Annotated in this window: 22 protein-coding genes and 1 rRNA gene; 6 read left to right on the forward strand and 17 right to left on the reverse strand. The window is 44.1% G+C overall.

Going from position 1 to position 26724, the window contains the following annotated elements; genetic code table 11:
• A 16S ribosomal RNA gene (locus CVN76_RS07580) occupies nucleotides 1-387 on the reverse strand; the annotation flags it as partial.
• 686 nt (nucleotides 388-1073) lie between these two features.
• On the opposite strand from CVN76_RS07580, the gene CVN76_RS07585 reads away from it, so the two are divergent.
• Both CVN76_RS07585 and CVN76_RS07590 read left to right on the forward strand, forming a co-directional pair.
• Nucleotides 1074-1850, forward strand: a complete 777-nt coding sequence (locus CVN76_RS07585) for an alpha/beta hydrolase (protein WP_100530787.1) — start codon at nucleotides 1074-1076, stop codon at nucleotides 1848-1850.
• Between the two features lie 61 nt (nucleotides 1851-1911).
• A complete protein-coding gene (locus tag CVN76_RS07590; RefSeq protein ID WP_081092530.1) occupies nucleotides 1912-2082 on the forward strand; it encodes a CsbD family protein in 171 nt (56 codons plus the stop codon).
• A gap of 80 nt (nucleotides 2083-2162) precedes the next feature.
• Here CVN76_RS07590 and CVN76_RS07595 read toward each other — a convergent pair whose 3' ends face one another.
• The 5 genes from CVN76_RS07595 to CVN76_RS07615 all read right to left on the reverse strand — a co-directional run bounded on the left by CVN76_RS07595 (nucleotide 2163) and on the right by CVN76_RS07615 (nucleotide 9484).
• Nucleotides 2163-3305, reverse strand: coding sequence for a PP2C family protein-serine/threonine phosphatase (locus tag CVN76_RS07595; RefSeq protein WP_100530788.1), 1143 nt, complete (start codon nucleotides 3303-3305; stop codon nucleotides 2163-2165).
• A 276-nt stretch (nucleotides 3306-3581) separates the two neighbouring features.
• Nucleotides 3582-4418 (reverse strand): CheR family methyltransferase, encoded by an 837-nt coding sequence (locus CVN76_RS07600; RefSeq protein WP_100530789.1) that lies wholly within the window; start codon nucleotides 4416-4418, stop codon nucleotides 3582-3584.
• A 28-nt stretch (nucleotides 4419-4446) separates the two neighbouring features.
• A complete protein-coding gene (locus tag CVN76_RS07605) occupies nucleotides 4447-7251 on the reverse strand; it encodes a response regulator (RefSeq protein WP_100530804.1) in 2805 nt (934 codons plus the stop codon).
• A 292-nt stretch (nucleotides 7252-7543) separates the two neighbouring features.
• Nucleotides 7544-8842 (reverse strand): hemolysin family protein, encoded by a 1299-nt coding sequence (locus CVN76_RS07610; RefSeq protein WP_100530805.1) that lies wholly within the window; start codon nucleotides 8840-8842, stop codon nucleotides 7544-7546.
• A gap of 180 nt (nucleotides 8843-9022) precedes the next feature.
• The gene (locus CVN76_RS07615) at nucleotides 9023-9484 is read right to left on the reverse strand and encodes a MerR family transcriptional regulator (protein WP_232732138.1); all 462 of its coding nucleotides are present in this window, start codon (nucleotides 9482-9484) and stop codon (nucleotides 9023-9025) included.
• A 486-nt stretch (nucleotides 9485-9970) separates the two neighbouring features.
• On the opposite strand from CVN76_RS07615, the gene CVN76_RS07620 reads away from it, so the two are divergent.
• Nucleotides 9971-10390: a DUF4395 domain-containing protein gene (locus CVN76_RS07620; protein WP_100530790.1), complete on the forward strand. Its 420-nt coding sequence runs from the start codon at nucleotides 9971-9973 to the stop codon at nucleotides 10388-10390.
• Here CVN76_RS07620 and CVN76_RS07625 read toward each other — a convergent pair.
• The 4 genes from CVN76_RS07625 to CVN76_RS07640 form a co-directional block, all read right to left on the reverse strand.
• Entirely contained in the window at nucleotides 10382-12136 is a 1755-nt protein-coding gene (locus CVN76_RS07625) for an FTR1 family iron permease (protein ID WP_100530791.1), read from the reverse strand. The genes CVN76_RS07620 and CVN76_RS07625 overlap by 9 nt on opposite strands.
• Before the next feature lie 87 nt (nucleotides 12137-12223).
• Nucleotides 12224-13510, reverse strand: a complete 1287-nt coding sequence (efeB, locus tag CVN76_RS07630; RefSeq protein WP_100530792.1) for an iron uptake transporter deferrochelatase/peroxidase subunit — start codon at nucleotides 13508-13510, stop codon at nucleotides 12224-12226.
• On the reverse strand, nucleotides 13511-14356 hold the full coding sequence (gene efeO, locus CVN76_RS07635) for an iron uptake system protein EfeO (protein ID WP_100530793.1): 846 nt from the start codon (nucleotides 14354-14356) through the stop codon (nucleotides 13511-13513).
• Between the two features lie 100 nt (nucleotides 14357-14456).
• Entirely contained in the window at nucleotides 14457-14936 is a 480-nt protein-coding gene (locus CVN76_RS07640) for a MarR family transcriptional regulator (RefSeq protein WP_100530794.1), read from the reverse strand.
• A gap of 128 nt (nucleotides 14937-15064) precedes the next feature.
• Here CVN76_RS07640 and CVN76_RS07645 point away from each other — a divergent pair, with 128 nt between their 5' ends.
• Both CVN76_RS07645 and CVN76_RS07650 read left to right on the forward strand, forming a co-directional pair.
• Nucleotides 15065-16570: an MDR family MFS transporter gene (locus CVN76_RS07645; protein WP_100530795.1), complete on the forward strand. Its 1506-nt coding sequence runs from the start codon at nucleotides 15065-15067 to the stop codon at nucleotides 16568-16570.
• A gap of 137 nt (nucleotides 16571-16707) precedes the next feature.
• Nucleotides 16708-17436, forward strand: a complete 729-nt coding sequence (locus CVN76_RS07650; RefSeq protein ID WP_100530796.1) for an SGNH/GDSL hydrolase family protein — start codon at nucleotides 16708-16710, stop codon at nucleotides 17434-17436.
• Between the two features lie 204 nt (nucleotides 17437-17640).
• Here CVN76_RS07650 and def read toward each other — a convergent pair whose 3' ends face one another.
• On the reverse strand, nucleotides 17641-18219 hold the full coding sequence (gene def / locus CVN76_RS07655) for a peptide deformylase (RefSeq protein ID WP_100530797.1): 579 nt from the start codon (nucleotides 18217-18219) through the stop codon (nucleotides 17641-17643).
• Between the two features lie 248 nt (nucleotides 18220-18467).
• Between def and CVN76_RS07660 the strand changes: the two genes are divergently transcribed.
• Nucleotides 18468-20201, forward strand: coding sequence for an AAA family ATPase (locus tag CVN76_RS07660; RefSeq protein ID WP_100530798.1), 1734 nt, complete (start codon nucleotides 18468-18470; stop codon nucleotides 20199-20201).
• A 72-nt stretch (nucleotides 20202-20273) separates the two neighbouring features.
• Here the strand turns inward: CVN76_RS07660 and CVN76_RS07665 are convergent, their stop codons facing one another.
• The 6 genes from CVN76_RS07665 to CVN76_RS07690 all read right to left on the reverse strand — a co-directional run.
• Complete coding sequence (locus tag CVN76_RS07665) at nucleotides 20274-20525, reverse strand: hypothetical protein (RefSeq protein ID WP_100530799.1); 252 nt, start codon at nucleotides 20523-20525, stop codon at nucleotides 20274-20276.
• 44 nt (nucleotides 20526-20569) lie between these two features.
• Entirely contained in the window at nucleotides 20570-21931 is a 1362-nt protein-coding gene (locus CVN76_RS07670) for an MFS transporter (protein ID WP_157805598.1), read from the reverse strand.
• Nucleotides 21932-22007: 76 nt separating this feature from the next.
• A complete protein-coding gene (locus CVN76_RS07675; RefSeq protein WP_100530801.1) occupies nucleotides 22008-22724 on the reverse strand; it encodes a 4'-phosphopantetheinyl transferase family protein in 717 nt (238 codons plus the stop codon).
• 131 nt (nucleotides 22725-22855) lie between these two features.
• On the reverse strand, nucleotides 22856-24274 hold the full coding sequence (locus tag CVN76_RS07680) for an MDR family MFS transporter (protein WP_100530802.1): 1419 nt from the start codon (nucleotides 24272-24274) through the stop codon (nucleotides 22856-22858).
• Nucleotides 24275-24282: 8 nt separating this feature from the next.
• Entirely contained in the window at nucleotides 24283-24504 is a 222-nt protein-coding gene (locus tag CVN76_RS07685) for an MbtH family protein (protein WP_100530803.1), read from the reverse strand.
• The coding region (locus tag CVN76_RS07690) for an amino acid adenylation domain-containing protein (protein ID WP_157805599.1) at nucleotides 24504-26724 on the reverse strand (2221 nt) is incomplete at its 5' end. The genes CVN76_RS07685 and CVN76_RS07690, both read right to left, overlap by 1 nt.

Below are 26724 nucleotides of genomic sequence, written 5' to 3' on the forward strand. Positions count from 1 at the left end.
TCGTCCATTGCGGAAGATTCCCTACTGCTGCCTCCCGTAGGAGTCTGGGCCGTGTCTCAGTCCCAGTGTGGCCGATCACCCTCTCAGGTCGGCTACGCATCGTCGCCTTGGTGAGCCATTACCTCACCAACTAGCTAATGCGCCGCGGGCCCATCTATAAGTGACAGCGTAAACCGTCTTTCCATCTTCTCTCATGCGAGAAAAGAACGTATCCGGTATTAGCTCCGGTTTCCCGAAGTTATCCCAGTCTTATAGGCAGGTTGCCCACGTGTTACTCACCCGTCCGCCGCTAATCTCAGGGAGCAAGCTCCCGTCGATTCGCTCGACTTGCATGTATTAGGCACGCCGCCAGCGTTCGTCCTGAGCCAGGATCAAACTCTCCGAAGAAATGTTTGACTTGCTCATTTGCTTTTTTAATAGTGTGTGCTCACTTAAAATTTAACGTTGGCGCTTTGTTTTGTTCAGTTTTCAAAGAGCAATTTCACAATCGTCTGTTTCGACGGCTTGTTTATTCATCATAACACACTATTGATTAGTTGTCAACTTCTGCGAAGTTTTTAACTTATTTTAAATCGCTGTGTTTCTCAGCGACCATTTCATCTTATCATTTTCATAGTAAGAAGTCAATAGTTATTATTCCTTTTAGTAATCTACCAAAAGCGGATGAAGTTTTCGTTTGTCTTATGTGGTGCTTATTTATATTAATCCTATTCCAGGTTAAAGTCAACGCATTTTCTAAAATAAATATCTCTTGTTCCATCTCCTTGCTTCTTAACGGCCGCCAAGCATAATGGAGAACCTATATATAAGAAGCTTTTCATCTAGTTGCCGATCGTCCCCTTACAACTTAGTGGATATTTATCGGAACCGCCAACCTTTCTGGCGCTTCTGGTGGACCGGGTTCGTTTAATTACCTTGCCATCGACCCAGCCTTCAGGAAATTACGCTAATCCAAGTTGACTTCACAAATCTCACTATGCTAGTATATAACCAAGTAATATAATCGGAATAGTTTATATTGTATTCTTACCGTTCAGCTTTTTATACAAAAGACGCTTAAAGGAGATGGGAATATGACAGCAGCAAAGGTAATATCGGGTGCGGAACATTTTTTCTTGCCAGGCAATTCTATAGGTATCCTTATTTGCCATGGTTTTAATGGCACACCACAAAGCGTAAGATATTTAGGTGAAAACTTTGCTGCCAGAGGATTCACTGTCTTCGCCCCTCGTTTGGCTGGCCATGGAACGGACGAGAACGAAATGGAAACGAGCCATTATCGGGATTGGATACAAGATGTCGAAGCGGCTTATGCGGAATTAAAGAAGACCTGCACAAAGGTATTCGCCATCGGACAATCAATGGGAGGTGCTCTCGTCCTCGATTTAGCCACAAAAGTGGCTTGCGATGGAATACTCACGATCAATGCAGCTCTCAAAGTTCCTGAATATGAAAAATATCGCAATCAATCGGTCCCACGTTTCATCCCTGAAGGCAAACCTGATATAAAAGCGGAAAACGTTAATGAAATCGCTTATGACAGGGTTCCAACAAAAGCGGTTAATCAATTGCTTGATATCATGCAGCATACCAGTACACGACTCCAAAGGATCACTTGCCCACTCATGCTCTTCCACTCCCCAGATGATCACGTTGTACCTGACCGATGCTCCCATCAAATATACGAAACAGTCATGTCTGATGATAAGGAAATGGTTTCCCTTGATAATTCATATCATGTGGCATCACTGGATCATGATAAAGATTATATCATTGAACAAACCCATCGCTTCATACAAAAACATACCAAACAGGCAAACAGCGCCCCATTGACCTCCTTAATCATATAAAAGGGTTTACGCATGAACTTCACGGGTATATATAAGTTATAACCAAAAAGGAGGTAACATAATGAGCGGCTTATCAGACAAAATAAAAGGTACTGTAAATAAGGTAAAAGGCGAAACAAAAGACCAGGTCGGAAACGCGAAAAATGATCCTCACTTACAAACAGAAGGTAAAATTGATAAATTAAAAGGAAATCTTCAAGAAGGTTTGGGAAAACTAAAAGATAATAAATAATATTCCCGCCTTAAATAAATTCGACCACACCCCCTTGCAAACCGAAGAGGCGGCAGATAATCTGCCGCCTCTTCGGTTGTTCAATTAGCCTGAATGACAACGACACACATATCATCAGGTTGATCTTGCTGCATTTCCGGGGACATCACAAAATCAATTGGAGCCGTTTCCTTACATCCCAACCACCGAGTCGAGACAGCTTCTTGTATTTGATCAAGCCCATCCGACCCTTCGCCATCTATGGCCTCCATCACTCCATCCGTAAAGATCAGGATCTGAATCCTCTCTTCATAATGAATGATCGATTTCTCCATTTTCATCTCAGTAAAGAAACCTACGGGGCATGTCCCTTTTGAAAGCGAGGCCACCTTACCGTCATCCATCAGCGCAAAGCCCGGCGGATGCCCAGCATTGACATACTCCACTGTTTTTTGCTCCGTATCAATGATCATATAAATTGCGGTAAAGTAATAATGCACTTGGTTATCTTCTTTATTGAGTGTGTTCATCCAGCGATTCATTTCGCTTATGACCGCCACCGGATCCGAATGGGTCCTGATTGCATCCCTTAAGACAGAGGAAATGAACATACACACGAGCGAAGAGGATATGCCATGTCCCATCATATCCAACAGGATGATTCCATATCGATTTTCATCAATTCGATGCCAATAATACATATCTCCCGCTAATTTATTTGCAGGCAAGTATGAAGCCTTGATGGTTAAGTGATCATTAAGAATGGGTTCACTTAACAGACTGCTCTGGACCTGCATGGAGAGATCCAATTCGTTGCGGATTTTTTCATCCTGCATTTTATGCCAATCTTTTTCATATTTAAGCCTTAATCCTACTCGTATTCTTGCAAGCAAATCTATTTTATTAATAGGCTTCATTATATAATCGATTCCGCCCACATCAAGTGCCTCGGCGACCTTATTTGAATCTTCAAGAGCAGTCACGAAAATTACGGGTATATCCTTAAGATGGGGGATGCTTTGCAATTTTCTGCACGCCTCTATCCCATCGATGTCCGGCATCATGATATCGAGCAAGATTATATCAACGGAAGTCTCCTTAGGTTGCGGACTATCCACCTGTAAATATTCAAACATCTCAACAGCTGAAGTTAATGATAGAAAGTCCGTATAGCCAGCCCGCTTTAGTATTTTTTCTATAACGAAAAGATTAACCTGGTTATCATCTACGATTAAAATCGTCATTCTTTCATTCCCCTTTTGGCTTATATCGAGCGGCAACTTTTATCTTTATTATATGGATCGACTTATTAAAGCTCCCTTTATTAGGGATGTTTCTATTTTATTATAACGAAGTTCAGTCTCATTTAATAATAATAAGCAGTAATGGCAAATGCACTTGCAGACTAACTGATTACATATTCCCCATCCTGTCACTCCATAAACATGAAAAGGCAAAGAAAATGAAAAAAATCGTACCAATTCCAGTAAAAACAAAGAGTCCGCATAAATGCGGACTCTTTATTTTAATTTCCGATAAATCCGTTCCTTTGGATCAAAGTCCTCGTAATCTTCCGAAAAGGAGGATGTATGAAGTGTTTCCTTGCTGCCAACTGCAAGGAAACCATCTTTACATAAGCTGTCATAAAACAACTGATTAACATACGTTTGTAATTCACTGGTAAAGTAGATCATAACATTCCTGCACATGATGATATGAAATTCATTGAATGAGCCATCCGTCACCAAGTTGTGCTGAAAGAATTCAATGTTTTTCAGAAGCCCCGGATCAAGGTAGGCATACTGATAATCGGTTGTGTAATACTCCGAAAATTCTTGGTTACCGCCTGCATGCAAATAGTTTTTCGTATAGGATTGCATTCTATTTAAGGGTAAAATCCCTTTTTCCGCATGCAGGAGGACGTCTTCATTCATATCAGTGGCATAAATCCTCGCCTTATCATAAAGCCCTTCTTCCTTAAGGATGATGGCCATGGAAAAGGCTTCCTCGCCAGTCGAGCAACCAGCATGCCATATTCTGATTTCCGGTAGGTTTCTCAGGAGCGGAACGATATTCAATCGGAAAGCTTTAAAGAAATCGGGATCGCGGAACATTTCGGTAACATTTATCGAAAAATCTTTCAGAAGCTTCTCGACATATCCCTTTTCATATAAAACCATTTCAATCAATCCGCTTATCCTGCGAACATGGTCCAGTCTCATTCGATTTTCCACTCTGCGTTTTATTGAAGAACGCATGTATTTCCGAAAGTCGAAGCCGGAAACGGAATAGATCGCTTGTAACAATAAATCGATTTCTATATCTTCTCGTTCTTCAATCGTTAAAGTATCCTTCATGTAAGACCTTCCTTACCTGTACTATCCATCAATTAGTCAACCAAACCCTTAAAACCGATAACAACTGATCTAATTTCAATGGCTTGCTGACATAGTCGGACGCTCCGGCCTTGAGGCATTTTTCCCTATCGCCCTTCATCGCTTTTGCCGTCAACGCTATGATCGGAAGATTCTCGAACTGATCCTGTTCGCGAATCCTTGTCATCGTCTCATAACCGTCCATGCCCGGCATCATGATATCCATTAATATTGCATCTATATTATTTCCCTGTTCGAGAATATCCAAACACTCATAGCCGTTTTCAGCGATCAGGATTTCCATCCCTTCATGCTTAAGGGCGTTTTTAAGCGCAAATATATTTCGGTGGTCATCATCCACTACCAGTACCGTTTTATTGCAGAATGGCTTGGATTTATCCCGGCCATCCTCATCCAGTACTTCCACCGCCGTTTCTTCACGGCTGACAAAAGCGGCTGCGGGTGGTTCCTCGTGTGTGGCTGCTGCCACTTCTGGAGAAGCCGCTATCGCTTCCCCGACATTCTTGAAGCCCTCTGGCATGCTTGGGATGAAGAATGTAAAGGTGCTGCCTTTGCCTTCCTCACTATCGACAACGACCCAGCCGCCTAGAAGCTTAGCGAACTCACGGCAGATGGATAGACCTAATCCTGTACCGCCATACTTCCTCACCGTAGCTCCGTCGGCTTGCTGGAACGCTTCAAAGATGATTTTCTGCTTTTCTTTCGAAATTCCTATGCCCGTATCGGTCACCTTGATTTCAACCCAATTGTTCGCCCCTTTAGTTTGTATCCATTGAGCTACATTTTCTTCGTCCGCCTTTTTGATCTGGACAGAAACGGAACCTTTTTCCGTAAATTTAAAAGCATTGGATAACAGGTTTTTCAGGATCTGCTGGAAGCGCTGTTCATCCGTAAAGAAAATGTCAGGAACATTTTTATCTTTTTCTATTATAAAATCAATGTTCTTCTTCTTCGCTACATGATCAAAGTTGCGGTGCAGTAAGTCGGGAAGCTCACTCATGTTCATTTCGTCGAATACCACTTCCAGCTTTCCTACTTCCACCTTGGATAAATCCAGAATATCATTGATCAAGGTCAGTAAATCCTGGCCCGATGAGTTAATGACACGAGCGAATTCCTGCTGCTCTTCGTTCAATTTACTATCATTCGGGTCGGAAAGCATTTCCGATAGTATCAATATACTATTGAGAGGTGTCCGCAACTCATGAGACATATTTGCCATGAATTCCGATTTATATTTAGAACTTAATTTTAATTCTTCCGCTTGTTTTTCAAGGTTCACCTTCGCGACCTGAAGCTCTTTCGATTTCTCTTCCGTTTCACGGTTCCTCTCTTCCAATTGCTCATTGATCATCCGCAGCTCTTCAGCCTGTGTTTGCAGTTCTTCCGATTGGGCCTGCATTTCCTCTGACTGTGATTGCAGTTCTTCCGATTGAGCTTGTAATTCTTCCGTCTGTGCCTGAGACTCCTTCAATAAACGCTCGATTTCCATCCGGCCCTCGACACTATTAATCGTGATGCCCAGTGTATCAAGGACATGATTAAGAAAGTCTTTTTGCAGCTTCGTAAAGGCATCGAGGCTGGCCAGTTCAACCATCCCTACAACTTCGCCCTCAAAAAGGACTGGCGCAATGACAATGCTTTTCGGGCTGACTTCCCCTAACCCCGTTGTAATCAACTGGAAGTCTTCAGGGATATCTTCAATGATCTTCGATTTCCTTTCAAGGGCACACTGCCCAATCAAGCCCTCTCCCAATCGGAATTCACGCCGTCCTGAGTCTTCGCCATCTCCCGCAAAGCTGGCAAGCTTCACGAAACGCATATTGTCACCTTCACCGCGCTTGACGTAAAACGCTCCGACTGAGGCTCCCATCATCGGGGCAAGCCTTGTAATGAACCGATCCCCCAGAACCTCGACATCAACGATACGCTGATACATGGTGGCGATATCGGCAACACGGGTTTGAATCCAGTTCTGCTCACTGATTTTTTCCGTAAAATCTTTTTCTTTTTGATTATACACTTCAAGCGATTCCGCCATATCATTGAAGGAACGGGCAATGTCACCGATCTCGTCCTTCGTTCGTACCGGAACCCTCGGTATGACCGATAGGTTTTTAAAGTCAATATTTTTGATGACCTTCGTAATGGATTGCAGGTCTTTTGACGTGCTGCGCATCATCCAGGCCATCGTTATCGAAATGACCAAAATGCTAAGAATAACTGCAAAGATGATGAACCCGATCATGTCTTCATAGGTTTGTTTCGAATTTTTCAAGGTATCTTTCATGACACCTTCTTGATAATCCTTGAATTCATCCATCGTACGGATGACTTTCGTCCGCTTTTCCCTTTGATCGGTCATCAGGCTGGAGATATTATCGCCAGTATTCCCTGATTGTATCTTTTGCAGGATCTCGGCTTCCGTTATTGAGTATGATGCATACTGCGTTTCAAACTCTTTCAATAGTTGCTTTGCCTTCACCCTGTTTAACGTGCCGGATAGCTTGGCAACCTTTGATTCAATCAAACTATGATTATCATTGATGATTTCAAGGCTTTCTGCTCTTTCTTCTTTGTTTGCATCATTGGCCGCAAACAAGATTTCACGATCCGACCTTGAAAACAGCTGCCGGATTTCCATCGAAGCTTGAACTTTTTCATAACGATTTTCGACTATTTCAGTCATGCTGCTCTTTAAATTGTTAAGAGTAAACATCATGAAAGAAAGTAATATCGCCAAGAATAGCAAAATTAAACCGAACCCTAACATTTGCTTCTTCTTAAAACCCATTTTCCCGCCCACCTTCAATACTTTTTTATGACCAGCCGATAATAAACGGCATTGCAAGATAAATCTTCATCCTATCACCAGTATTGTTTTTTGAAGAAATTTCATTATATGCTTAACATTCATAAAAATGATAACTAGGTAGATTCATTGCCTGAACTCCATTCTAACATTTCCTAAGAGAATATGGTTACCTACATAATTATTTTACATAAATTCCTTTTCCATTTTTACTGCAAAGTGACTCCATTATAAAAACCGAAAGTATGCACCTTCGGTTTTTACTGTGTCTTGTTTATTGGATTTTCTTCACTTCAACGTATAATACATGGTGGCCATCCATTTCTTTTACGGTGAATTCATAGCCGGCGTACTCCATTTTATCGCCGACCGCAATTTCGAACCTTCCAGTCAGGACCCATCCGCCAAGTGTATCGATATCTTCTTCAGGTAAATCTATCGCAAGCGTATCATTGACATCCTCGATCAAAGTTTTTGCATCGAAAACATAATGACCCTCATCAATTTTTTGAATGAGCGGACGTTCGTCTTGATCGAATTCATCACGGATTTCGCCAACTATTTCTTCAAGAATATCTTCAACAGTAACAAGGCCAGCAGTTCCGCCATATTCATCGGTCAAAACAGCCATATGAATCCTTTCCTTCTGCATTTTCAGCAGCAAATCATGGATGGCAATCGTTTCAAGTACACGGATGACGGGCGTTACGAATGAATCGACCGTCAATGCCGATACATTCTCCTCTGTAATCGTCGCTGTATATAGACGTTTGATATTGACCATGCCCACGACATTATCCTTATCACCATCTATGACCGGGTATCTTGTATATTGCTCCTCTTGAATCAATTCAACAACTTCCAATAACGGCATGCCTTTTTCAACAACGGTCATTTCCGTACGGGGGACCATGATTTCATTTGCTATACGCTCATCGAATTCAAAGATCTGATTGACATATTTGTATTCGGATTGATTGATTTCACCGCTTTTATAACTTTCCGATAAAATGATGCGAAGTTCTTCTTCCGAATGGGCCATTTCCGACTCGGAGGCCGGCTTTAAACCGAATATGCCGGTCAGGAGACGGGCAGAACCATTCAGCAGCCAAATGAAAGGATATAAAATACGGTAAAAAAGTATTAACGGTTTAGCAAAAAGCAAGGTGACTTCCTCAGCCTTTTGAATCGCTACGGTTTTAGGCGCCAGTTCTCCGACGACAACGTGAAGGAAAGTCACTGAACCAAAAGCGATTACGAAAGAAATGATGTGACTTACGGATGCCTCCAGTCCCCATTTTGTAAACAATGGTTTTAAGATCGCTTCGACGGTCGGTTCCCCCAACACCCCTAACCCTAGAGCCGTTACGGTAATCCCCAATTGGCACGCTGATAAATATTCATCAATATGGGTTGTTACTTTTTTTGCTGCCAAAGCACTTCTATGCCCCTCTTCAATCAGTTGGTTGATGCGGGAACTTCTGACTTTAACGATGGCAAATTCCGAAGCAACGAAAAAAGCGGTCAATGCTATTAATACAGCTACTGCTAATAATTTTATAAAAATCTCCAATATGTGCGGGTTGACCAGGCATGGTGACCATCCTTTAAACAAAGGGAATGGACATGCACGGTATAATCCCAAGCACCTCCTGTATAAATGGTTAGTTTCATTCCTGCATGCACCAAAACCATTTAGCCTATATCGTTATCATGCACCTTTGCACACTAAACTATAGGGGATAAATTTCAATCATACCAGCAAAACTAACAATGATTGGATTAAGGCCATGCTTTCATGGGAAATCTGTTTTTTTAAAAGAAGTTCATTTTTTTCGTCCTGCTTGATCAAGGTGATGACTTCTTGAAGTTCCTCGTTCAAGCCATCCAATTTGCTTTTCAGTTTAAGTCCTGTTTCTTCAATCGCTGATGCGGTTTCCAAATCTTGTTTAAGTAATTCTTTTATATCTTCCAATGATAGGTTTTTTCGTTTATATCGCTCGATCAGGCGAAGCCTTTCCAGTTCACCGAGTGAATAATAACGGTAATTGGAGGCGGAACGTTCTGCTTTAAGCAAACCTAAGTTTGTATAATAATCAACGGTTCGTTTCGTAACTTTCGCCATTTCCGCCAACTCGCCAATTTTTAATGTCTCGTTCCCAACATAACCCCTCCAAACCGTCGCGTGATGGTTTGGGCATCCTCGAAGATTCATGCCCTTACACCTTGACGTTTTATTCTATTATCTAATCGTACAATATTTTAACTGAAATGAAAAATAATATTATTGGTTGAAGGGGTATATATTTCATTCTTTTTATTCTTACCCCTCATCAAAAATAAAAAAACCGATTATTTGATAATCGGTTTTCAACTAAATCTATGTTATTTATTTTTTTGTTTTCACAGAAAATTGAGTGCTCAATATTTTAGGACCGCATTGGCATAGGGTGGAATGCTTTAGCTTTTTGATGGGTGTACCGCAAGTTTCACAAACTTTAGCTACCATTTATACCGTCCCCTCCTCATTTAAACTATATGTCCCATTCATTATAACACTTCCGTCATTATAATCAATACTAAATTAAAATAATTATAAATAAACTTTTTGCAGCTGCTTTCTTATCATGCTGCTTCACAATTGCTTCCAATACCGGTATGATAAACCTTAATAAATCCCACCAAGAAAGTTGGTTTTGCCATGACCAGTCAAATCCGCTCCATACCGCGTCCATTAGTACGCACGAATCAATGGGTCATCTTGTTAAGTGTAGTCATTTCCTTGTTGACTGGACGAATCATCTTATTACTGATTCCTTTAACAGCAGGCCTGTTAGGTCTTATCTTTGATTTCAACCCCATCATGCGCCTAGCAAAGCTCTTTTTGAGAAAAAAGCCCTCCGAATACATTCCAGAAGAACATTCGCAGCAGCAATTCAATCAGCTGATCGCTGTCGTGTGCTTAGGGGCAGGCTTGATTTCTTTCCTGCTTGGATGGACCGTTATCGGTTATTTGTTCACCTTGATCGTCGGGATAGCTTCCCTCATCGCCATTCTCGGTTTTTGCATCGGCTGCTTTATCCTTTATCAATGGAAGCGACATACCTATAAATCATTCTGAAGTACGCATGGAATTGCTCTTTTTAACCCAATAAGCAGCAAGTATGATCAATAGAAGCAGCACAGCTTGCGGTACAAGCGTTTCGATCGTTGGGTAAAGGCCAATCGCTTCAATGAATGGGAATGAGCTGATTGTATTTGTCGGTATCACTTGCGAAACCTGAAGCGAATGGATAGAGACTCCAAGTATCTTGAAAGCTAGAGCATATATCAGTATCGTTGCCACTTTAAAGAATACCGACATCGGTAATTTCACACTGTAGCGCAGCATAATGAAACCAATCACCATTAAAATGAGGAAGGCTAGCAAAATCCCGCTTAGCAGCTGCTTTACCTCCATATAAGGGGCCATTCCTGCATAAAAGATAATGGTCTCCGCACCCTCACGGAAAATGGATAAAAAACTTATCAACGCGAAAGAGAGGATGCTTCCCGTGGCAATGGCCTGATTCATTTGCTTGCTGATATATCGGTTCCATGCATGGACATTCGATTTACTATGAAGCCAAATGCCAATGGTCAGCATCATCGATACTGCTATTATTCCAGTAATTCCCTCGATATATTCCCGGCTTGACGCAGCCGTTATCTGAGAGAAAACGATGTTGATGATGACAGCCAATGCGGAACTGGCAATCAAGCCCGCACCAACACCTGCCCAAATCCATTTTTGTTTGTCCGCTTGCCCGATTTTGTTCAGGAAAGATAATAACGTAGCTACAATCAAGAGCGCCTCCAAGCCTTCCCGCAATAGAATCAGGGCGGCATCCCATGTTGTATAGCTTGTATCATCAATCAAAGGAAGTAATCTTATGTTTAAATCGGCTACGATCGCCTTTGCTTCCTCCGCCTTTATATTCTTCGATTGCAAGAGGCTGATGGCAGTAGGAACTTTCGTTTCCATATCACTGTAAAGCTTGCTATCCCTTGTAGAGACTTCCCCTTCGACATTGGGCCAAATCGTTAAAATTTCATTTAACCGGTCAACGGCCGAATTCATGTCCTCTTTTTCAATATTTTTTACACTCCCCTGTAACAGCTGTGTTACATCCGCAAGGGAATAGGTTGTCTTCTTGCTTCCTTTTTCAACTTTGCCAGCGAGGAAATCCTCCATCAGCCCTCTTAATTCAGCTAAACTCTTTTTGCCTTTTTCCCGATCAGGAGGATCTTGTGTAATCGCAATTCGCACAAACGCCATTTTTGTTTCGATCGCACCATATGTAGCCACACTTTTTTCCCTGACCACAACCTCCGCGTCTGTCCATCGATTCAGCAGGTTGGCATATTGAACGTTAGCTTGCTCAAAGTCCTTTGCCGTGATCGAAGCGTCCAATTCATCGATTAAAGGCAGAAGGGATTGCAGCCGTTCTTTATAGCCTGTCTTGTCAACGGGGTTTTCGTTCGTGTCATAGATGACAAGCGCACTTGATAATGACGATAGCCGCTTTTTGATGTCAGCCGTTGAGGCTTCGTCTTTCAAGGCACTTTTTACGGATTGCAGCTCTTTGCTTACTTTCTTCGCGCCTTCGCTGTCCGTTTTAATCGTTTCCCAATCTTTCTCGAATGAATCGATGTTTTTCGATACCTGCTCAACTTCGCCTGATTTTATCTTCATTAAACTATCGCCAATATAGACAAAAAGTTGATCGTGATTTTCACCTGCCGAGGCCATCCTGACACCAGGTAAAATGAATAAAAGGCCGACGATCAAAACCACTATCCCACTTTTCCATTTAAAAACGTTCATATTCGCCACTCCTCATTCATGAACTAAAATCGCCAACCCGGATTAAATCCACGCTGGCGATTTTACGTCCTAAATCTGAAATTCAATTTATCCAAACAGGGAATCTCCTATATACCCACCCTTTTTCACACCTGGTAAACACGCAAACATCGCACTTCCCCTGTGAACGATATATTCATTGAGCTTGTCATTTTTTGCGAGTCGCTCTTGTATGGGGATGAATTGTTTACTCGGGCTTCGCTGAAAACAAATGAATAGCAGACCAGCATTGAAGCTGCCTGTTTTGGGATCCATGCCATCCGCATATGAATAAGGACGCCTCAGGATTTTTGCTTTGCCGTCTCCCCTGGCTAGGCTCATATGGGAATTCTCCGGAATGGTCAGGTTTCCATTTGAGTCTTTAGCTTCTAAATCAACGCGATCAAACTCATTCTTCATCCCTAATGGAGCTCCGCTGTCCCGGTGACGCCCAAACGTGTTTTCTTGCTCTTTCAATATCGTACGGTCCCAAACCTCGATATACATCTGGATTCGGCGCACAACCATATAACTGCCGCCAACAAGCCAGTCGGGTCCGTCCCCGGCCTTTACCCAAACATGCTGATTCATTTCACTGGCATCATTCGTATCCGGATTGACCGTACCATCCTTAAAACCGAATAAATTACGCGGTGTCGTCTTTTTCGAATCGGCTTGCTTAGTCCGTTGAAAACCCGTCTGCGCCCAATGAATGATCGTCTTCCCTCTTCCTATCCTTACCAAATTTCGGACGGCATGAAAAGCGACTTGCAAATCATCGGCACACGCTTGAATGCAAATGTCCCCACCGCTCCATGAATCCTCCAACGCATCCAAAGGGAACTTGGGCAGATCCTTCAATTCAGCAGGTTTTTTCGAGTTCAAGCCAAACCGGTCTTTTCCATCCTTTGAAAACAGGGTCGGACCGACGCCAAACGTAATCGTTAAATTGGATGGTGATAATTCCTTCGCTTCCCCTGTGTCCTTTGGAGGCATATTCGCATTTAGGGATGCTTCCCCCACCAAGTTTCCCGCTGTCATCTGGGCCGCGGCCTCCGTCCAATCCTTAAATAACTGAATTAAGTCAGATCTTTTATCCGTAGTGACCTCCAATGAAGCGAAATACAGGTTATCCTGCGTTTCGGTCGTGATTCCAGCTTGATGCGCTCCATAAAAAGGGACAATATCCTTCGTTTGTCCCTTCGCCCTTGAATCGGAGAGCGTCAGCAGCCCGCCAATTCCAGATGCTCCTATCACGACTCCGATTCCGCCGACCCCTGCCGTTTTCAACATATTGCGGCGACTCACTTTTTTAGTGAAAAGCCCGATTTTATCATTCGGCGTATTTTCCTTCAATTACGATTCCTCCGTTACAATCCCTATTTGCGAAAGTGGTTCAGCCAAGGCATCAATCGCTTGACTTAGCTCTTTAACTTCGGATTCCTTTAAATCCGTATAGGAGATGTATCCATCGCCTTCTTTGTGCTTTTCAAGCAGGGCGTATACTTCGTCAAAACGCTGTTGGATTTCCTCGGCAAGCTTTGCATCCTTTTCTTTTAACGCTGGAGTAAGCAGTTCAAAAATCTTTTCTGCCCCTTCAACATTGGCCACGAAATCATATAAATCTGTATGGGAATACCGGTCCTCTTCGCCTGTAACTTTACTTGTTGAAACCTCATTCAATAGATCGACTGCACCCGTGATCAATAAATCCGGCGTGACCTCGACCGTTTCAACTTTGGCACGAAGCAAATTGACATCGCTCATCAACTGCTTTGCATACTTTTCATATCCTTTTGTCGTGTTTTCTTCCCATAGTCCCATTTCAATGCGGTGGTATCCACCCCATTCTTCATCCTTGACATCACCTTTACGTGCATCGATTTTCGGATCTAGGTCACCGAATACTTCAGCAATTGGTTCGGCTCTCTCATAATGCATACGGGCGGGTGCGTACACTTCCTTAGCCTTTTCAAGATCACCGGCTGATACCGCCGCCGTAAATTCTTCCGTAGCTTTTACAAACTCTTCTATTTCATTGATCGCATATTCGCGGTACTCACCCGAGACATCATCCAGCTTACTCTCACTTTTTTCTTTGGCTTTGTCATCTGCCGGCTTAGTCCCTTCGTTTTCCTGCGCACATCCGAATAATAGACTGGTAGATAGCAGGACTGCTAATGACGCCTTTGCTTTCTTCATAATGTATTCTCCCTTTAATATGATTTGTAGATTCATATTAGCAGATAATGAAAATCATTATCAATATATATTTTATTGGAAGGTGAATATTTTCAGTTAGCTATCCTTCACGCTCTTTCATTAATGTGTCGATTTCTTTATCCATGATATTTGTGATATCCTCAATGAATTGGATGGCAAATGTCAGCTCTTGCTCGTTATAAGCGGAGCATAAAGCCTGTGTGGCCACCGACAGTGATTGATAATGCGATTTGATTTGTTCCTGCCTATCTGGTATCGGTGCAATCATGACTCGCCTTCCATCCTTGTGATCCCGTTCTCTTTTTACATAACCCGATTTCTCAAGACGATTGATCAGTGCCGTAACCGAACCTGTGCTCAATCCTGTAATTTTTGCTAACTCACCTGCAGTTATCGCGCCTGTTTCTTTCAATATTTCGGCAGTCTTCAAGTCGGTATGGGTCACCCCTATCTTTTGGGCCATGTTTTGTTGAAATAAAACGGATCTCATGCCGAACCGCTGCAAGCCATGAGTCAAACTCTCTAATAGAGCTACATTTACCTCTTTACCGCTTGACATAAAATGCCACCCCTTTTAAACTTAAATTTATCTTGATTTTCAAGATAAATGTTTTGTTTAATCTTAACGTTTACCTTTCAACCATGTAAAGCAAATTCAGAGCTGGTTGAAACGAAGGAGGATAATAAATGAACAATCAAAAAAACCAGAAATTCATTGTTGCCGGGCTTTTATTGGGCATCTTGATGTCAGCGATGGATAATACGATCGTTGCGACTGCCATGGGAACGATCGTTTCTGATTTAGGCGGGTTCGATAAGTTTGTCTGGGTGACGTCAGCCTATATGGTTGCGACGATGGCAAGCATGCCTATTTTCGGTAAGCTTTCCGATATGTATGGAAGAAAAAGATTTTTCATTTTTGGACTGATCGTCTTTTTAATCGGATCGGCCTTATGCGGCATGGCCCAAAGCATCGTGCAATTAAGCATCTTCCGTGCGATCCAGGGAATAGGCGGGGGGGCCCTGATGCCCATTGCCTTTACCATCATCTTCGATATATTCCCGCCTGAAAAGCGCGGGAAGTTAACAGGACTTTTTGGTGCAGTATTCGGCGCCTCCAGTGTATTGGGCCCGCTTTTAGGTGCTTATATCACTGAATATTCCAGCTGGAACTGGATATTTTACGTCAACGTCCCGATTGGGATCATATCGTTATTCTTCATCTCGAGATATTACAAGGAGTCGGCAAACACCCAGGAGCAAAAAATCGATTGGGGCGGCGCAGCTACGCTCGTCATTGCCGTTGTCAGCTTAATGTTTGCGCTCGAATTGGGCGGGGAGTATGGTTGGTCTTCTTCTCCGATCATCGCTCTGTTTGCTAGCTTCGCCGTGTTCTTCGTTTCCTTTTTCTTTTTCGAAAGAAGAGCAAAAGATCCGATCATTTCATTGTGGCTGTTTAAAAGACGACTGTTTGCCACTTCCCAAATTTTAGCGATCCTTTATGGCGGGACATTCATCATTTTAACGGTCTATATCCCGATTTTCGTCCAGGCCGTTTACGGTGGCTCGGCCACGAACGCCGGATTGATCCTCACACCGATGATGCTCGGCTCGGTAGTCGGCAGTGCAATAGGCGGGATATTCAATACAAAAACAAGCTTTCGCAACCTAATGACGATTTCCGTCATCTGCTATTTTGTTGGAATGCTGCTCTTAGGGACGATCACCCCTGAAACGAGCAGGACTTCATTGACGTTATTCATGATTCTGACTGGATTTGGCATGGGCTTCTCCTTTTCCCTATTACCCATTGCTTCCATTCACAATCTGGAACCGAGATTCCGTGGATCGGCCAACTCTACAAACTCATTCCTTCGTTCATTTGGAATGACGCTTGGTGTCACGATTTATGGAGCGATCCAAAATAATGTATTTACAAGTAAGATGGAGGACGCATTCAAAGGAATGCAAGGCGGCCCAGATCCAGGATTGCTGAAGGATCCGCGCCAGCTCTTCCAATCCGATGCACGGGCCGAGATTCCGGACTTTATCCTGGATAAAATCGTTCATGCCATGTCCGATTCCATTTCATTGATATTCACCTTGGCGCTCATCCCGATCGGGCTTGCAGCCATCACCGTGTTCTTTATGGGGAAAACGAGAGTGGAAACACATGCAAAAGAGGAATCATGACAATAAATAACGGATAAGCACTGGATTTCCAGTGCTTTTTTGTTGCCCTTCCATTAAGAAATTGGGGGTAAAGATTGCCTGACAATCAATCTACAACTAAAATATAAGTAACACATTCACAAACCGAGGTGAGAAGTTTGAAGATCGTCTGTTTTGGAGACAGTTTAACCAGAGGCATTTCTTATGTCAAAGGCAGGCTACGAATCATTAAAGAAAATTACCCGAACTCTTTAGCTAAGCTGACAGAATCATTGCCCTTCGTCGAGGTTTTGAATAAAGGGGTTTTCAATGACAACTCCGACCTATTGGTGAGCCGGTTCGAGAAAGATGTCATGTCGGAAAATCCCGATATCGTTTTAATAGAGGTCGGTGGAAATGACTGTAACTTCCATTGGGCTGAAGTAGCAAAAGATCCGGAAGGTCATCACGAGCCGATCGTTCCAATAGAACGCTACCTCGACAATATCACCCAGCTTGTCAAACAGGTTCAGGACAAGCATGTCACACCCTTCCTTTTAACACTCCCGCCATTGGATCCTGCTAGGTATTACAGATCCCTGGCTGATAAGTTCGGGCATTCAATCGGGCATTTCGTTTCCCATGTCGGAGGTATCGAGCACTGGCACGGCATGTATAACCGACAATTGAAAAACCTTGCGGAAGAATTGAAGGTGCCTTTGATAGATGTGCGTTCCTACATCAAAACCTCCGGAGATCTGGAACACCTGATCAGTGATGACGGCATCCACCTCACCTCGGAAGGATATCAGCAAATGAGCTTGGCCATATTCAGTGACTTAAAGAAACATATGACAGGAAAAATGCCTTCACAATCTTCATTTGATTGTAAACATTCATCGTGGTAAAGGACGACTTCCAATAAGAACTCGCAGTTGCAAAAGAGAGTGGCAGCAGGGATTTCCAAAACCAGAAATTAGCGACCATTGGAGTTCTACCTTCATTCTATTGTACGGTCGATATATTTAAAAAATAAAAAACCGCAGTCAATCTCATTATTATCGAGATTGCCTACGGTCCGGGGCAAAGCATGGCGCTTTGCCTTTTTTACTTTACAGACTTTTCACTTCCACGTTTTCCGGAAGCTTGAAAGGGTTGTCGGCATTGATCCGGTCATAAAACATCATCCCGTTCAAATGATCTAACTCATGTTGAAACACGATGGCGGCAAAGCCCTTCAGCCGCAACTCTATTTCCTTACCATTACCATCCACCGCTTTAATTTTCACGCGTTCATATCGGGGTACATAGCCTTTGATGTCACGGTCTACAGAAAGGCAGCCTTCACTTTGGGGTAAATAGATCATTGTGGCCGAATGGCTGATGATCTTAGGATTCACAAGGGCGTATTCATACTGCTTCCCTTTTTCATCTGGAAAATACATGACGAACATGCGCTTGTTCAAACCTATCTGATTGGCAGACAATCCTACACCTTCACGCAGGTTATACTTCTTTTGCAGTTTTGGATCCTGGCTATTTTTCAAATACTGCATCATACATTCCAATGTTTCACGATCTTCATCTGAAATCGGCAGGCTGACTTCCTCCGTTACTTGCCGCAGAATGGGATCACCTTCCCTAACGATATCCTTCATCGTGATCATATAGTCTTTTATAAATTTACTCATAGAAATTCACACTCTTCTACCATTTTATTTTTTCATCACTTAGACCATTTCACTTTAGCATTTCGGATTTAAAAAGTCTAATGTGCAGGTTGGATGTCCAAAACGCATGACTTCACGCTTATCTCTTCGATAATAAATACTTTTTCTTGACTTTAACATTATTTACCTTTATTTTAGGGCATAAAGACCCATAGATTACAGGTTTAAAAATTTTATACTGAAGTTATATTCTTAAAGGAGATGAAAAATTGAATTCGAACTCTAAATTAGTTTCGAAGTTGCTGCCGTTCCTGACGGCTTTCATTGTGATAATCGGTGGTATCAGTTGGTATGTTGTAACTCAGTCAAAGGATAAGGTCATTCCCTTTTCTTCGGTTGAAAAGACGATCAAAGCCCAAGATGGGGCCCTCGTCTCCATAGAAGAAAAAAGAAACGGGACTCTCCACATCACCACACCTGATGGAGAATATGTTTCTAACATCCCTCCCAATAGTCAAATGATCAACAAACTAGTCGAAACTTATAATGTTCAATATTCTTTTTCATCAACCAATAAGTCGGCAATATGGATTCTAGGCGCATTGATGGCAGCTCTCGCCGCAACAGCCGTGATCATACAAAAAAGAACCAAAGGCGGACTGCGCATCGGCAGTAAGAAACAAAGCCTATCCGCCCCCAGGCCTTTACCAGAGATAACCATGGCTGATGTAGGCGGCTTGCAGAACGAGATCAAGCAAGAAATCCTCCAGACCCTCACTACATTGAAGGAACCTGAGCGTTCGGAAAAGATTGGAATCAAGCCGCCTCAAGGCATTTTATTATACGGACCTCCCGGAACCGGGAAAACGCTGCTTGCACAGGCAATTGCCAAAGAGCTGGGTGCCAATTTCTTCTCAACGAGCGGCTCGGCCTTCAACGAAATGTTTGTCGGAGTCGGTGCAGCACGTGTCCGCAGCCTTTTTCAAAATGCACGAAAGCAATCTCCGGCTGTCATTTTCATTGATGAGGTGGACGCACTTGCTGGCAAAAGGAAACCCCATGGCGGGGAGGAAGCCGAGAAAACGTTAACGGAACTGCTTGTCCAATTGGATGGAGGTCATCCTAATGAAGGCATTCTATTCATTGCCGCGACAAACCGGAAAGATATGCTTGATGAAGCTTTTCTACGGCCGGGCAGGATTGATTTCTCCTTCCAGGTTCCACTTCCTGATACTCAAGGACGAAAGGAAATCATCGATATCCATACGAAGGGAAAACGACTGGCAACTGACGTCCTTGCATCCCTTGATGAATTGGCTGAAAGTACATCCGGTTTCTCCGGCGCGGACTTATCCTCCCTGTTCGATACGGCATCGCGCCACGCCCTTAGGAATGAACAGGATATGATCCGTAAACAAGATCTGGATTATGCAATTGACCGCACGATTCTAGGTGCCACATCACGGACATTGAACGATGTCGATACAAAACGGCGGGTGGCGATCCATGAAAGCGGACATGCCTTGATCGCCGCTTTGACAAAGCCCGGCTCTGTTCGAAAAGCGACCATCATTCCCCGGGGCGAGGCCCTTGGATATGTCGCACCTATACCAAAAGAGCTCCATTTGGCAACGGCAAGTGAATTGCTTGATCAAGTCAAAATGATACTGGCCGGTGGTGTAGCTGAAAGGATGTATTTAGGGGAACACAGCATTGGTGTCGGCGGTGATGTCCAACAGGCGAAACATCTTCTTGAGCAGATGGTCGATACGGGAATGCTTCAAGACGGATTTACCCTTACTTTCAATAAAAGCGATAAGGAACACAAGATGCAGGAATTATTCACCAGGGCGATTTCGGAAACGGAAATGTTGATTGACGCGAATCGCCCACAATATGAAGTTCTGGTTGAGGAGCTTTTGAAAAAAGAGACGCTCGAGGGATCGGTTGTACAGCGAATCGTTGATGCTTCCGAATTCACCAAGGCATGCTCCAACGCTTAATATATACTTTGCATGACTAGGGGCCTGGACAGGCCCCTTTTTTTGCCTTATGTGATTCATGTAAGGGGGCATTCATTCAAACGGAACGCCTATGCAATCCGCTTGTTTATTGGCAGATTTATTTTTCCTGCCGATATTACTGCATTCCAATGAACAATATTTACTGCTTGCCTTTCTTGGTTTAAACTCTTTCCCGCAATGTTCACATTTCTTCCATTGATATTTTATATAGGCTGTCCCTTTGCAAGTTTGGGAACAGTATTTAGCATTTTGATTGTAACTTTTAAATTCACGACCACACACCATGCAATCGAATTGCGCCATTATCTTTCCTCCATATTATAAGTCTAATAGCAGGGAACCATCGATCAATCCATTTTTTCGTGTCGCTGCAGATGTTCACCATTAAAAACGTCTTCCTTTGCATTCCCGGAGCTTTTATACTTATCCTGAATCAAACTGATCGCCATTGCCGCAATCACGGCTGGAATCGCGAAGCTAATGAAATTCATATAAATGGGCAGCTTTAGCTCGATTAACATACCACCCATCGCAGGACCGAGAATGGCACCGAACCTCCCTATTCCGAGGGCCCACCCTAGAGCTGTTGATTTGATATCGGTAGGATAAAAGATTGATATAAATGCATTGTTCAAATTTTGGGACCCGATCGAGGCTGCTCCGGCAACGGCAACCAATCCATATAAAATGATCGTACCTGGTTTGAAGCCGAGTAAGGTCAAACAAATGGCGCCAAAGGTAAATAAACTGATAAGCACCTTTTTCGATCCAATCCTATCAGCCAGCCACCCACCGCAAATCGACCCGATTATCGCCCCAATATTCAAACTGAAAAGGAACAGCAAACTAGACCTTAATGGATAACCTGCTTCCACCATCAATTGAGGTAACCAAGTCCCCAATCCGTAAACCATTAATAAACCCATAAAACAGGCAATCCAGAACATGATGGTGGTTCTTCCTCGCCGATTTTCAAAGAGCTTGGCGACCGGAACGCCTGTCGTCGATAATTCGTTTATGAATCTATCGTTTTCTTGCGGGACGTAGGAAGGGTTCAAACGCTTCACTATCGCACTGGCTTTTTTATAATCCCCTTTTTCAACATAGTAATAGAGGGACTCCGGTAAAAATCTAATTAAAAATGGGATCGCTATCAGCGGAATAGCCCCGATGAAGAACATCCATCGCCAACCTAAAGCCGGAATCACATTCATTCCTAATAGCGACACCAAAATGCCGCCTATCGAATAACCGCTAAACATGACGGCCACCATGATATTTTTTATCGATTTTGGCGAATACTCGGACGTCAGGACGACTAACAATGGAGGAATTCCGCCCAGTCCCATCCCGGCAATAAACCGGTATACAGCAAAATCAACCGGTCCTTGTGCAAAACCTGTCAATAATGTGAATGTGCCAAAAAGGGCCACACAAGTAATGATGACTGTCTTTCTCCCCACTTTATCCGCCAATATCCCACAGAAAAGCGAACCGATAAGACCGCCTACCAAAGTCAAACTTCCAATCATGCCCAAAACGCTTGGCGCTGTGCCCCAAGCTTCACCTAAACTCGGGATGACGGCTCCATAAACGACTAAATCAAACCCATCAAAAAGAATGAGAAAAATGCACCATAATAAAACGGAAAGGTGAAAAGAATTAAATTTACTATTTTCGATGACGTGTGCGATATGAATATTCTGCAAGTTTATTCCCCCGTATATGTTTGGTATCCACTTCCTAAGGCCAGCTAGTGGTATCACCGATATGGAATCTTGCTCCTTATGTCTTGGGGTTTATTTTAAGACCCTCGCATATCCCTTCGATGGTGACAAATATGGGCTGATCGCTGAATCCTGCGGCACTTCCTTGATGTGCACAAACGGCAAGACTATATTCGCTGTCTACCCTAAATTGTTTACAGGTATAATCAGCTATTGGTTTATTTCTACGTACATCTGTCAGTTGAATGTCATCCATGCCATTCCTGCTCACATTAAAAGCGCGTAAAGGGATGGATAATCCTTTACCGACTGCCTTGATATAGCTTTCCTTCAAGGTCCACATATCATAAAAGGCTGAAAGTCTATCTCCCACTCCCCAGACCTCGGCATATTCTTCTTCTGTAAAGAAACCTTTTGCCAGCTCCAAATCAAACGGACCGTTTTTCTCGATGTCCACTCCAACCTCAGCATCATGGAAGGCACAAACCACATACTCTCCAGAATGGGAAATATTATAATGGATGGATGGATGCTTGGATAAAAAAGGCTTTCCATATGCATTAGTCTCCACTTCCAAATCTCCCCTAACCAAACCGTACCGTTTTTCAAGAATGCATCTCAGCAGCAAGTCTCCTATAAGGGACCGGTATGCATCATCCACCTTATGGTATCTTTTCAGACGAACCTGCCTTTTTGTTGAAACATGGGCAAACAGTTCGTCCAAGTCCCCTTCACTTCTCTTGGCAGGCAAGGTACATATATACACCTCTACCATTCCTCCGCCTCCTTTCCCTCTTCTGGCAAAATGAATAGGAGGTCACTGTATAATCACAGCGACCTTCCCATTAATGACATCCCCAGGCTAACTGGATGAGTCACTCACTGACGCTTCTGACCTGTTTTACATCATGGGGCTTGGCAGTACTCCTTTGCTGGCATGATGGCTTTGAAATCATCCTTCCTCAAACGCAGGGCACACAATAATGCTGCGACGAGGAACAAGGCGGAGCCGAGGAGGGCGAATTGATAAGAGGCTAAATGAACCTCCATATCCCCATCCGCTCCCGTCATGCTCGTACCGGCTGCCCCGAGAATGCTAGCCAGGATGGCTACACCAATGGCGGACCCCATTCGGTTTTGCACATTGAACAATGTCGTTGCCCTTCCCATGGAAGCCGAGTCGATATTTGTGAAAGTAGAGAATTGTACCGCAACGACCGTGTGTCCCAAGCATATCCCGATGCTGAATAATAAAGCACGCAGGACCCATGGGTTGGCTGTCGGCCCAACCAGGCTTATCACTGTGAATATGATGATCGTGCCAAGCAGGCCAATCCGGATCACCTGATGGATTCCCCATTTTTTAGTGGTCCAAGGCATCAGCCGCGACGCCACCATTAAACCCAGTGCTTCCGGAAAAGTTGTCAGGCCGCTTTCTAAAGCTGAAGCCTGAAGCGAACTTTGATACATTAACGGGAATACAAAGAGCATCCCCAATAAGCCTGCCATTGAAAATAAAGAAATGATGCCCAACGTCCGGAATAATCGGTCGGATAATAAACGCAAATCAAGCATCGGTTTGTCCACTTTTAACTCCACTAGAATGAATGTGCAAACAAGGATCGCTCCAACCATTCCTGTATACAGGACCACGGGGGAATCCCACCCTTTAGCCGGCCCTGCATTCAGTGCATACATCAGCATGGAGAATCCAGCTGCCGAAAGCAAGAATCCCGGGAGGTCCAGCCTGCCTGCGGTTGGTTCCTTGTGTTCTTTTAAAAAAAGTAAGCCGAATAATAAAACGAGAATGCCGAAAGGGACATTTATATAAAACGCCCAGCGCCATGACAGCTGTTCGGCAAAGAATCCGCCAACTATAGGACCGATGGCTGGCGCGAAGGCAATCGGCAGTACAAGCGACCGGGATACCTTCGGCCGTTCTTCAGGAGAGAATGTCCTAAATAAAAGCGCCATTCCAACCGGTGTCAGGACACCGCCCCCTGCCCCCTGCAAAACCCGGAACAAGTTCAAGGTTTGCAGATCATTCGCGAATCCGCATAAAAGGGAGGCGGCCGTGAAGACACCCAAGGCCATCAAGAAGATTTTCTTGGTGCCAAAGCGATCACCAAGCCAACCAGCTACCGGGAGGAATACGGCCAGACTTACTAAATACCCGGTGTTGATTCCACTCGTCGACGAAGGCTCGATGTTAAATTCCTTGCTGATCGTAGGCAGGATCACATTGACGATCGTCCCGTCCATCGAAACCATGAACATCGCTATGACATAAACGATGCTCACTACTGCTTTAGAATCAAGCTGCATCCTTGCCTTCACTTTGTTCCGTCACTGCTGGCAACTAGCTTCAAGCTTTTGGGCTGCAAGTCCGTCCAGTTCGTGTTGATGTACTCCAAGCAATCCTGCCGGCTTTCCTCCCGGTATAGGACGGACCAGCCGGATGGAATAACAAGAAAAGCGGGCCAAAGGGAATGCTGACCCTCTTCATTTATTAACACATTGTAGATGCCGTTTTCATTCTCGAAAGGGTTGGTCATCAGTTATCTCCTCCTTCATTAATCTTGGCTGACTTCTGCAGCTTGGTGAGTTTTTCAGCAATTACTTGGCCAATTTCAGCAAGCGGTCCTGGCTGACACATATCCTTATGGCGGCAATCGATATTATGCTGTTCTATTTCACCGTGAATGAATGGCTTCCAAGTCTCTGGGTGAATCGGGTCGAACCAATCCGGGATAATCGTCGACCTAAAGAAGAGCACATCCCCTTTAAAGGTCTTTGGTTTATACTCACTCATGATCCGAACTGAATTCACATATGTCTCTTTCAGGTTCAGGATCGTTTCCTCTTCTAAACTGGCCAATGCACTTCCGTCACGACGCAGTATTTCTATGGCACTAGCATTATCCAACGGCTGGTCTCCTAAAGTATCAGGATCGTATCCACCCAATGCAAGCAGTGCGATTAAAGCTTCCTCATCATCCGGCGCCTCATTTATAGGCAGGAAATGACTTGGATATGCATCTAGGATTGCAACAAGGCGTACATCCTCTCCCTCATTTTGCAGTTGGGTTGCCATTGCATGAACGACATTGCCTCCGAGAGACCAACCCAATAGATGGTAAGGGCCTTTTGGCTGGATCGTCCTTAATTGTTCAATATAGTCGGCCGCCATTTCAATCAGCGTTTTCGGGAATGCCTCTTTCTGAGCTATGCCTCGTGCTTGTAACCCGTAGATTGGATAGTCAGGTCCAAGCGCAGTCATCAATCCAGCGTAGCACCAGCTAAGTCCGCCCGCCGGATGTACGCAAAACAACGGAAGTTCCCTCCCATTTTTCCTAAGCGGCAGCAGGACGTCCAATGCACTTTGGCTCGTGCCCATTTCCAAGCGTTCTGCCAGCCCCGCAACAGTCGGAGCTTCGAATAGATTACCAATACTAAGCTCGACCCCAAGTGCTTCACGGATTTTGCTCATCAACTGGACAGCTAGCAGCGAGTGACCGCCTAGATCGAAGAATCCATCATCTATTCCGACATGAGGTAAATCGAGAACCTCCATAAAGAGATCGCAAAGAATCTCCTCCTGCGGCGTTCTCGGCCCCCGCCCCGATTGTACGGCATTGAATTCCGGCGCCGGCAACGCTTTGCGGTCCAACTTGCCATTCGGTGTCAAAGGCAGTTCTTCCATTTCTACGAAAGCGGAAGGAACCATATAATCTGGAAGGCCTTCAGCTACTGAACGACGTACATGTGCAGCATCGAAGGTCACATTTGATCCAGATACGACATATGCGACCAGTCGCTTATCACCGGGGTTATCTTCACGAACCACCACCGCAACTTGTTCAATATCGGAGTGTTGGGCGACCGTTGCCTCGATTTCACCCAATTCGATACGGAAGCCGCGGATTTTGATCTGATGATCGGCACGCCCCATATAATCCAAAGATCCATCCTCACGCCAGCGGGCCAAATCCCCGGTACGGTACATCCTCTCACCTGATGAACTGAATGGGTTGGCGACAAAACGGTCCGCCGTCAAGCCAGGGCGACCTAGATACCCACGGGCAAGACCAGGTCCGGAAACATAGAGTTCCCCCACTACCCCTGGCGGAACCGGCTGTAAGACGGCATCCAACACATACACCCCAAGATCGGGTATCGCACGGCCAATGAGGCTATTGGCTTTTATGGATGTAATATCACGATTAAGCTCTAGATAGCTGACATGTACGGTCGTTTCCGTAATGCCATACATGTTGATGAGATATGGTGCATTTTCCGGATGACGGCCATACCAATCCTCCAAACGGCTTAGTTCTAGTGCCTCCCCGCCATAAATCACATAGCGTAAAGCAAGCTGCTGCCCAATTTCCGGCATTTCCCGATCGGCCTGCATCAATTGATAAAATGCCGATGGGGTCTGATTCAGTACCGTCACTCCTTCTTTAACCAATAGCCCTAAAAATTCCATAGGTGATCGGCTGATCGAGTGCGGCACGACGACAAGCTTGCCTCCGTGGAGTAATGCTCCCCAAATTTCCCACACCGAAAAGTCAAAAGCATAGGAGTGGAACATCGTCCACACATCATTGGAATTGAAATCGTACCAATGCTGCGTCGATCCAAATAGTCTGATTACATTCTGGTGCGGAACGACAACCCCTTTTGGTACACCGGTTGAACCGGAAGTATAGATAATATACGCCGAATTCAAAGGCGATAACGGTCGGATGCGGTCAACATCCGTTGGATTGATC

The sequence above is a fragment of the Bacillus sp. mrc49 genome (assembly GCF_002803435.1).

Excerpts from the sequence above, each read along its gene's own strand:
- CVN76_RS07625 (WP_100530791.1), bottom strand. The coding sequence starts at position 12,136 with ATGAACGTTTTTAAATGGAAAAGTGGGATAGTGGTTTTGATCGTCGGC.
- CVN76_RS07605 (WP_100530804.1), bottom strand. The coding sequence starts at position 7,251 with ATGGGTTTTAAGAAGAAGCAAATGTTAGGGTTCGGTTTAATTTTGCTA.
- CVN76_RS07600 (WP_100530789.1), bottom strand. The coding sequence starts at position 4,418 with ATGAAGGATACTTTAACGATTGAAGAACGAGAAGATATAGAAATCGAT.
- CVN76_RS07640 (WP_100530794.1), bottom strand. The coding sequence starts at position 14,936 with ATGTCAAGCGGTAAAGAGGTAAATGTAGCTCTATTAGAGAGTTTGACT.
- CVN76_RS07645 (WP_100530795.1), top strand. The coding sequence starts at position 15,065 with ATGAACAATCAAAAAAACCAGAAATTCATTGTTGCCGGGCTTTTATTG.
- def (WP_100530797.1), bottom strand. The coding sequence starts at position 18,219 with ATGAGTAAATTTATAAAAGACTATATGATCACGATGAAGGATATCGTT.
- CVN76_RS07620 (WP_100530790.1), top strand. The coding sequence starts at position 9,971 with ATGACCAGTCAAATCCGCTCCATACCGCGTCCATTAGTACGCACGAAT.
- CVN76_RS07675 (WP_100530801.1), bottom strand. The coding sequence starts at position 22,724 with ATGGTAGAGGTGTATATATGTACCTTGCCTGCCAAGAGAAGTGAAGGG.
- CVN76_RS07615 (WP_232732138.1), bottom strand. The coding sequence starts at position 9,484 with ATGAATCTTCGAGGATGCCCAAACCATCACGCGACGGTTTGGAGGGGT.
- CVN76_RS07595 (WP_100530788.1), bottom strand. The coding sequence starts at position 3,305 with ATGACGATTTTAATCGTAGATGATAACCAGGTTAATCTTTTCGTTATA.
- CVN76_RS07585 (WP_100530787.1), top strand. The coding sequence starts at position 1,074 with ATGACAGCAGCAAAGGTAATATCGGGTGCGGAACATTTTTTCTTGCCA.
- CVN76_RS07590 (WP_081092530.1), top strand. The coding sequence starts at position 1,912 with ATGAGCGGCTTATCAGACAAAATAAAAGGTACTGTAAATAAGGTAAAA.
- efeO (WP_100530793.1), bottom strand. The coding sequence starts at position 14,356 with ATGAAGAAAGCAAAGGCGTCATTAGCAGTCCTGCTATCTACCAGTCTA.
- CVN76_RS07680 (WP_100530802.1), bottom strand. The coding sequence starts at position 24,274 with ATGCAGCTTGATTCTAAAGCAGTAGTGAGCATCGTTTATGTCATAGCG.
- CVN76_RS07685 (WP_100530803.1), bottom strand. The coding sequence starts at position 24,504 with ATGACCAACCCTTTCGAGAATGAAAACGGCATCTACAATGTGTTAATA.
- CVN76_RS07665 (WP_100530799.1), bottom strand. The coding sequence starts at position 20,525 with ATGGCGCAATTCGATTGCATGGTGTGTGGTCGTGAATTTAAAAGTTAC.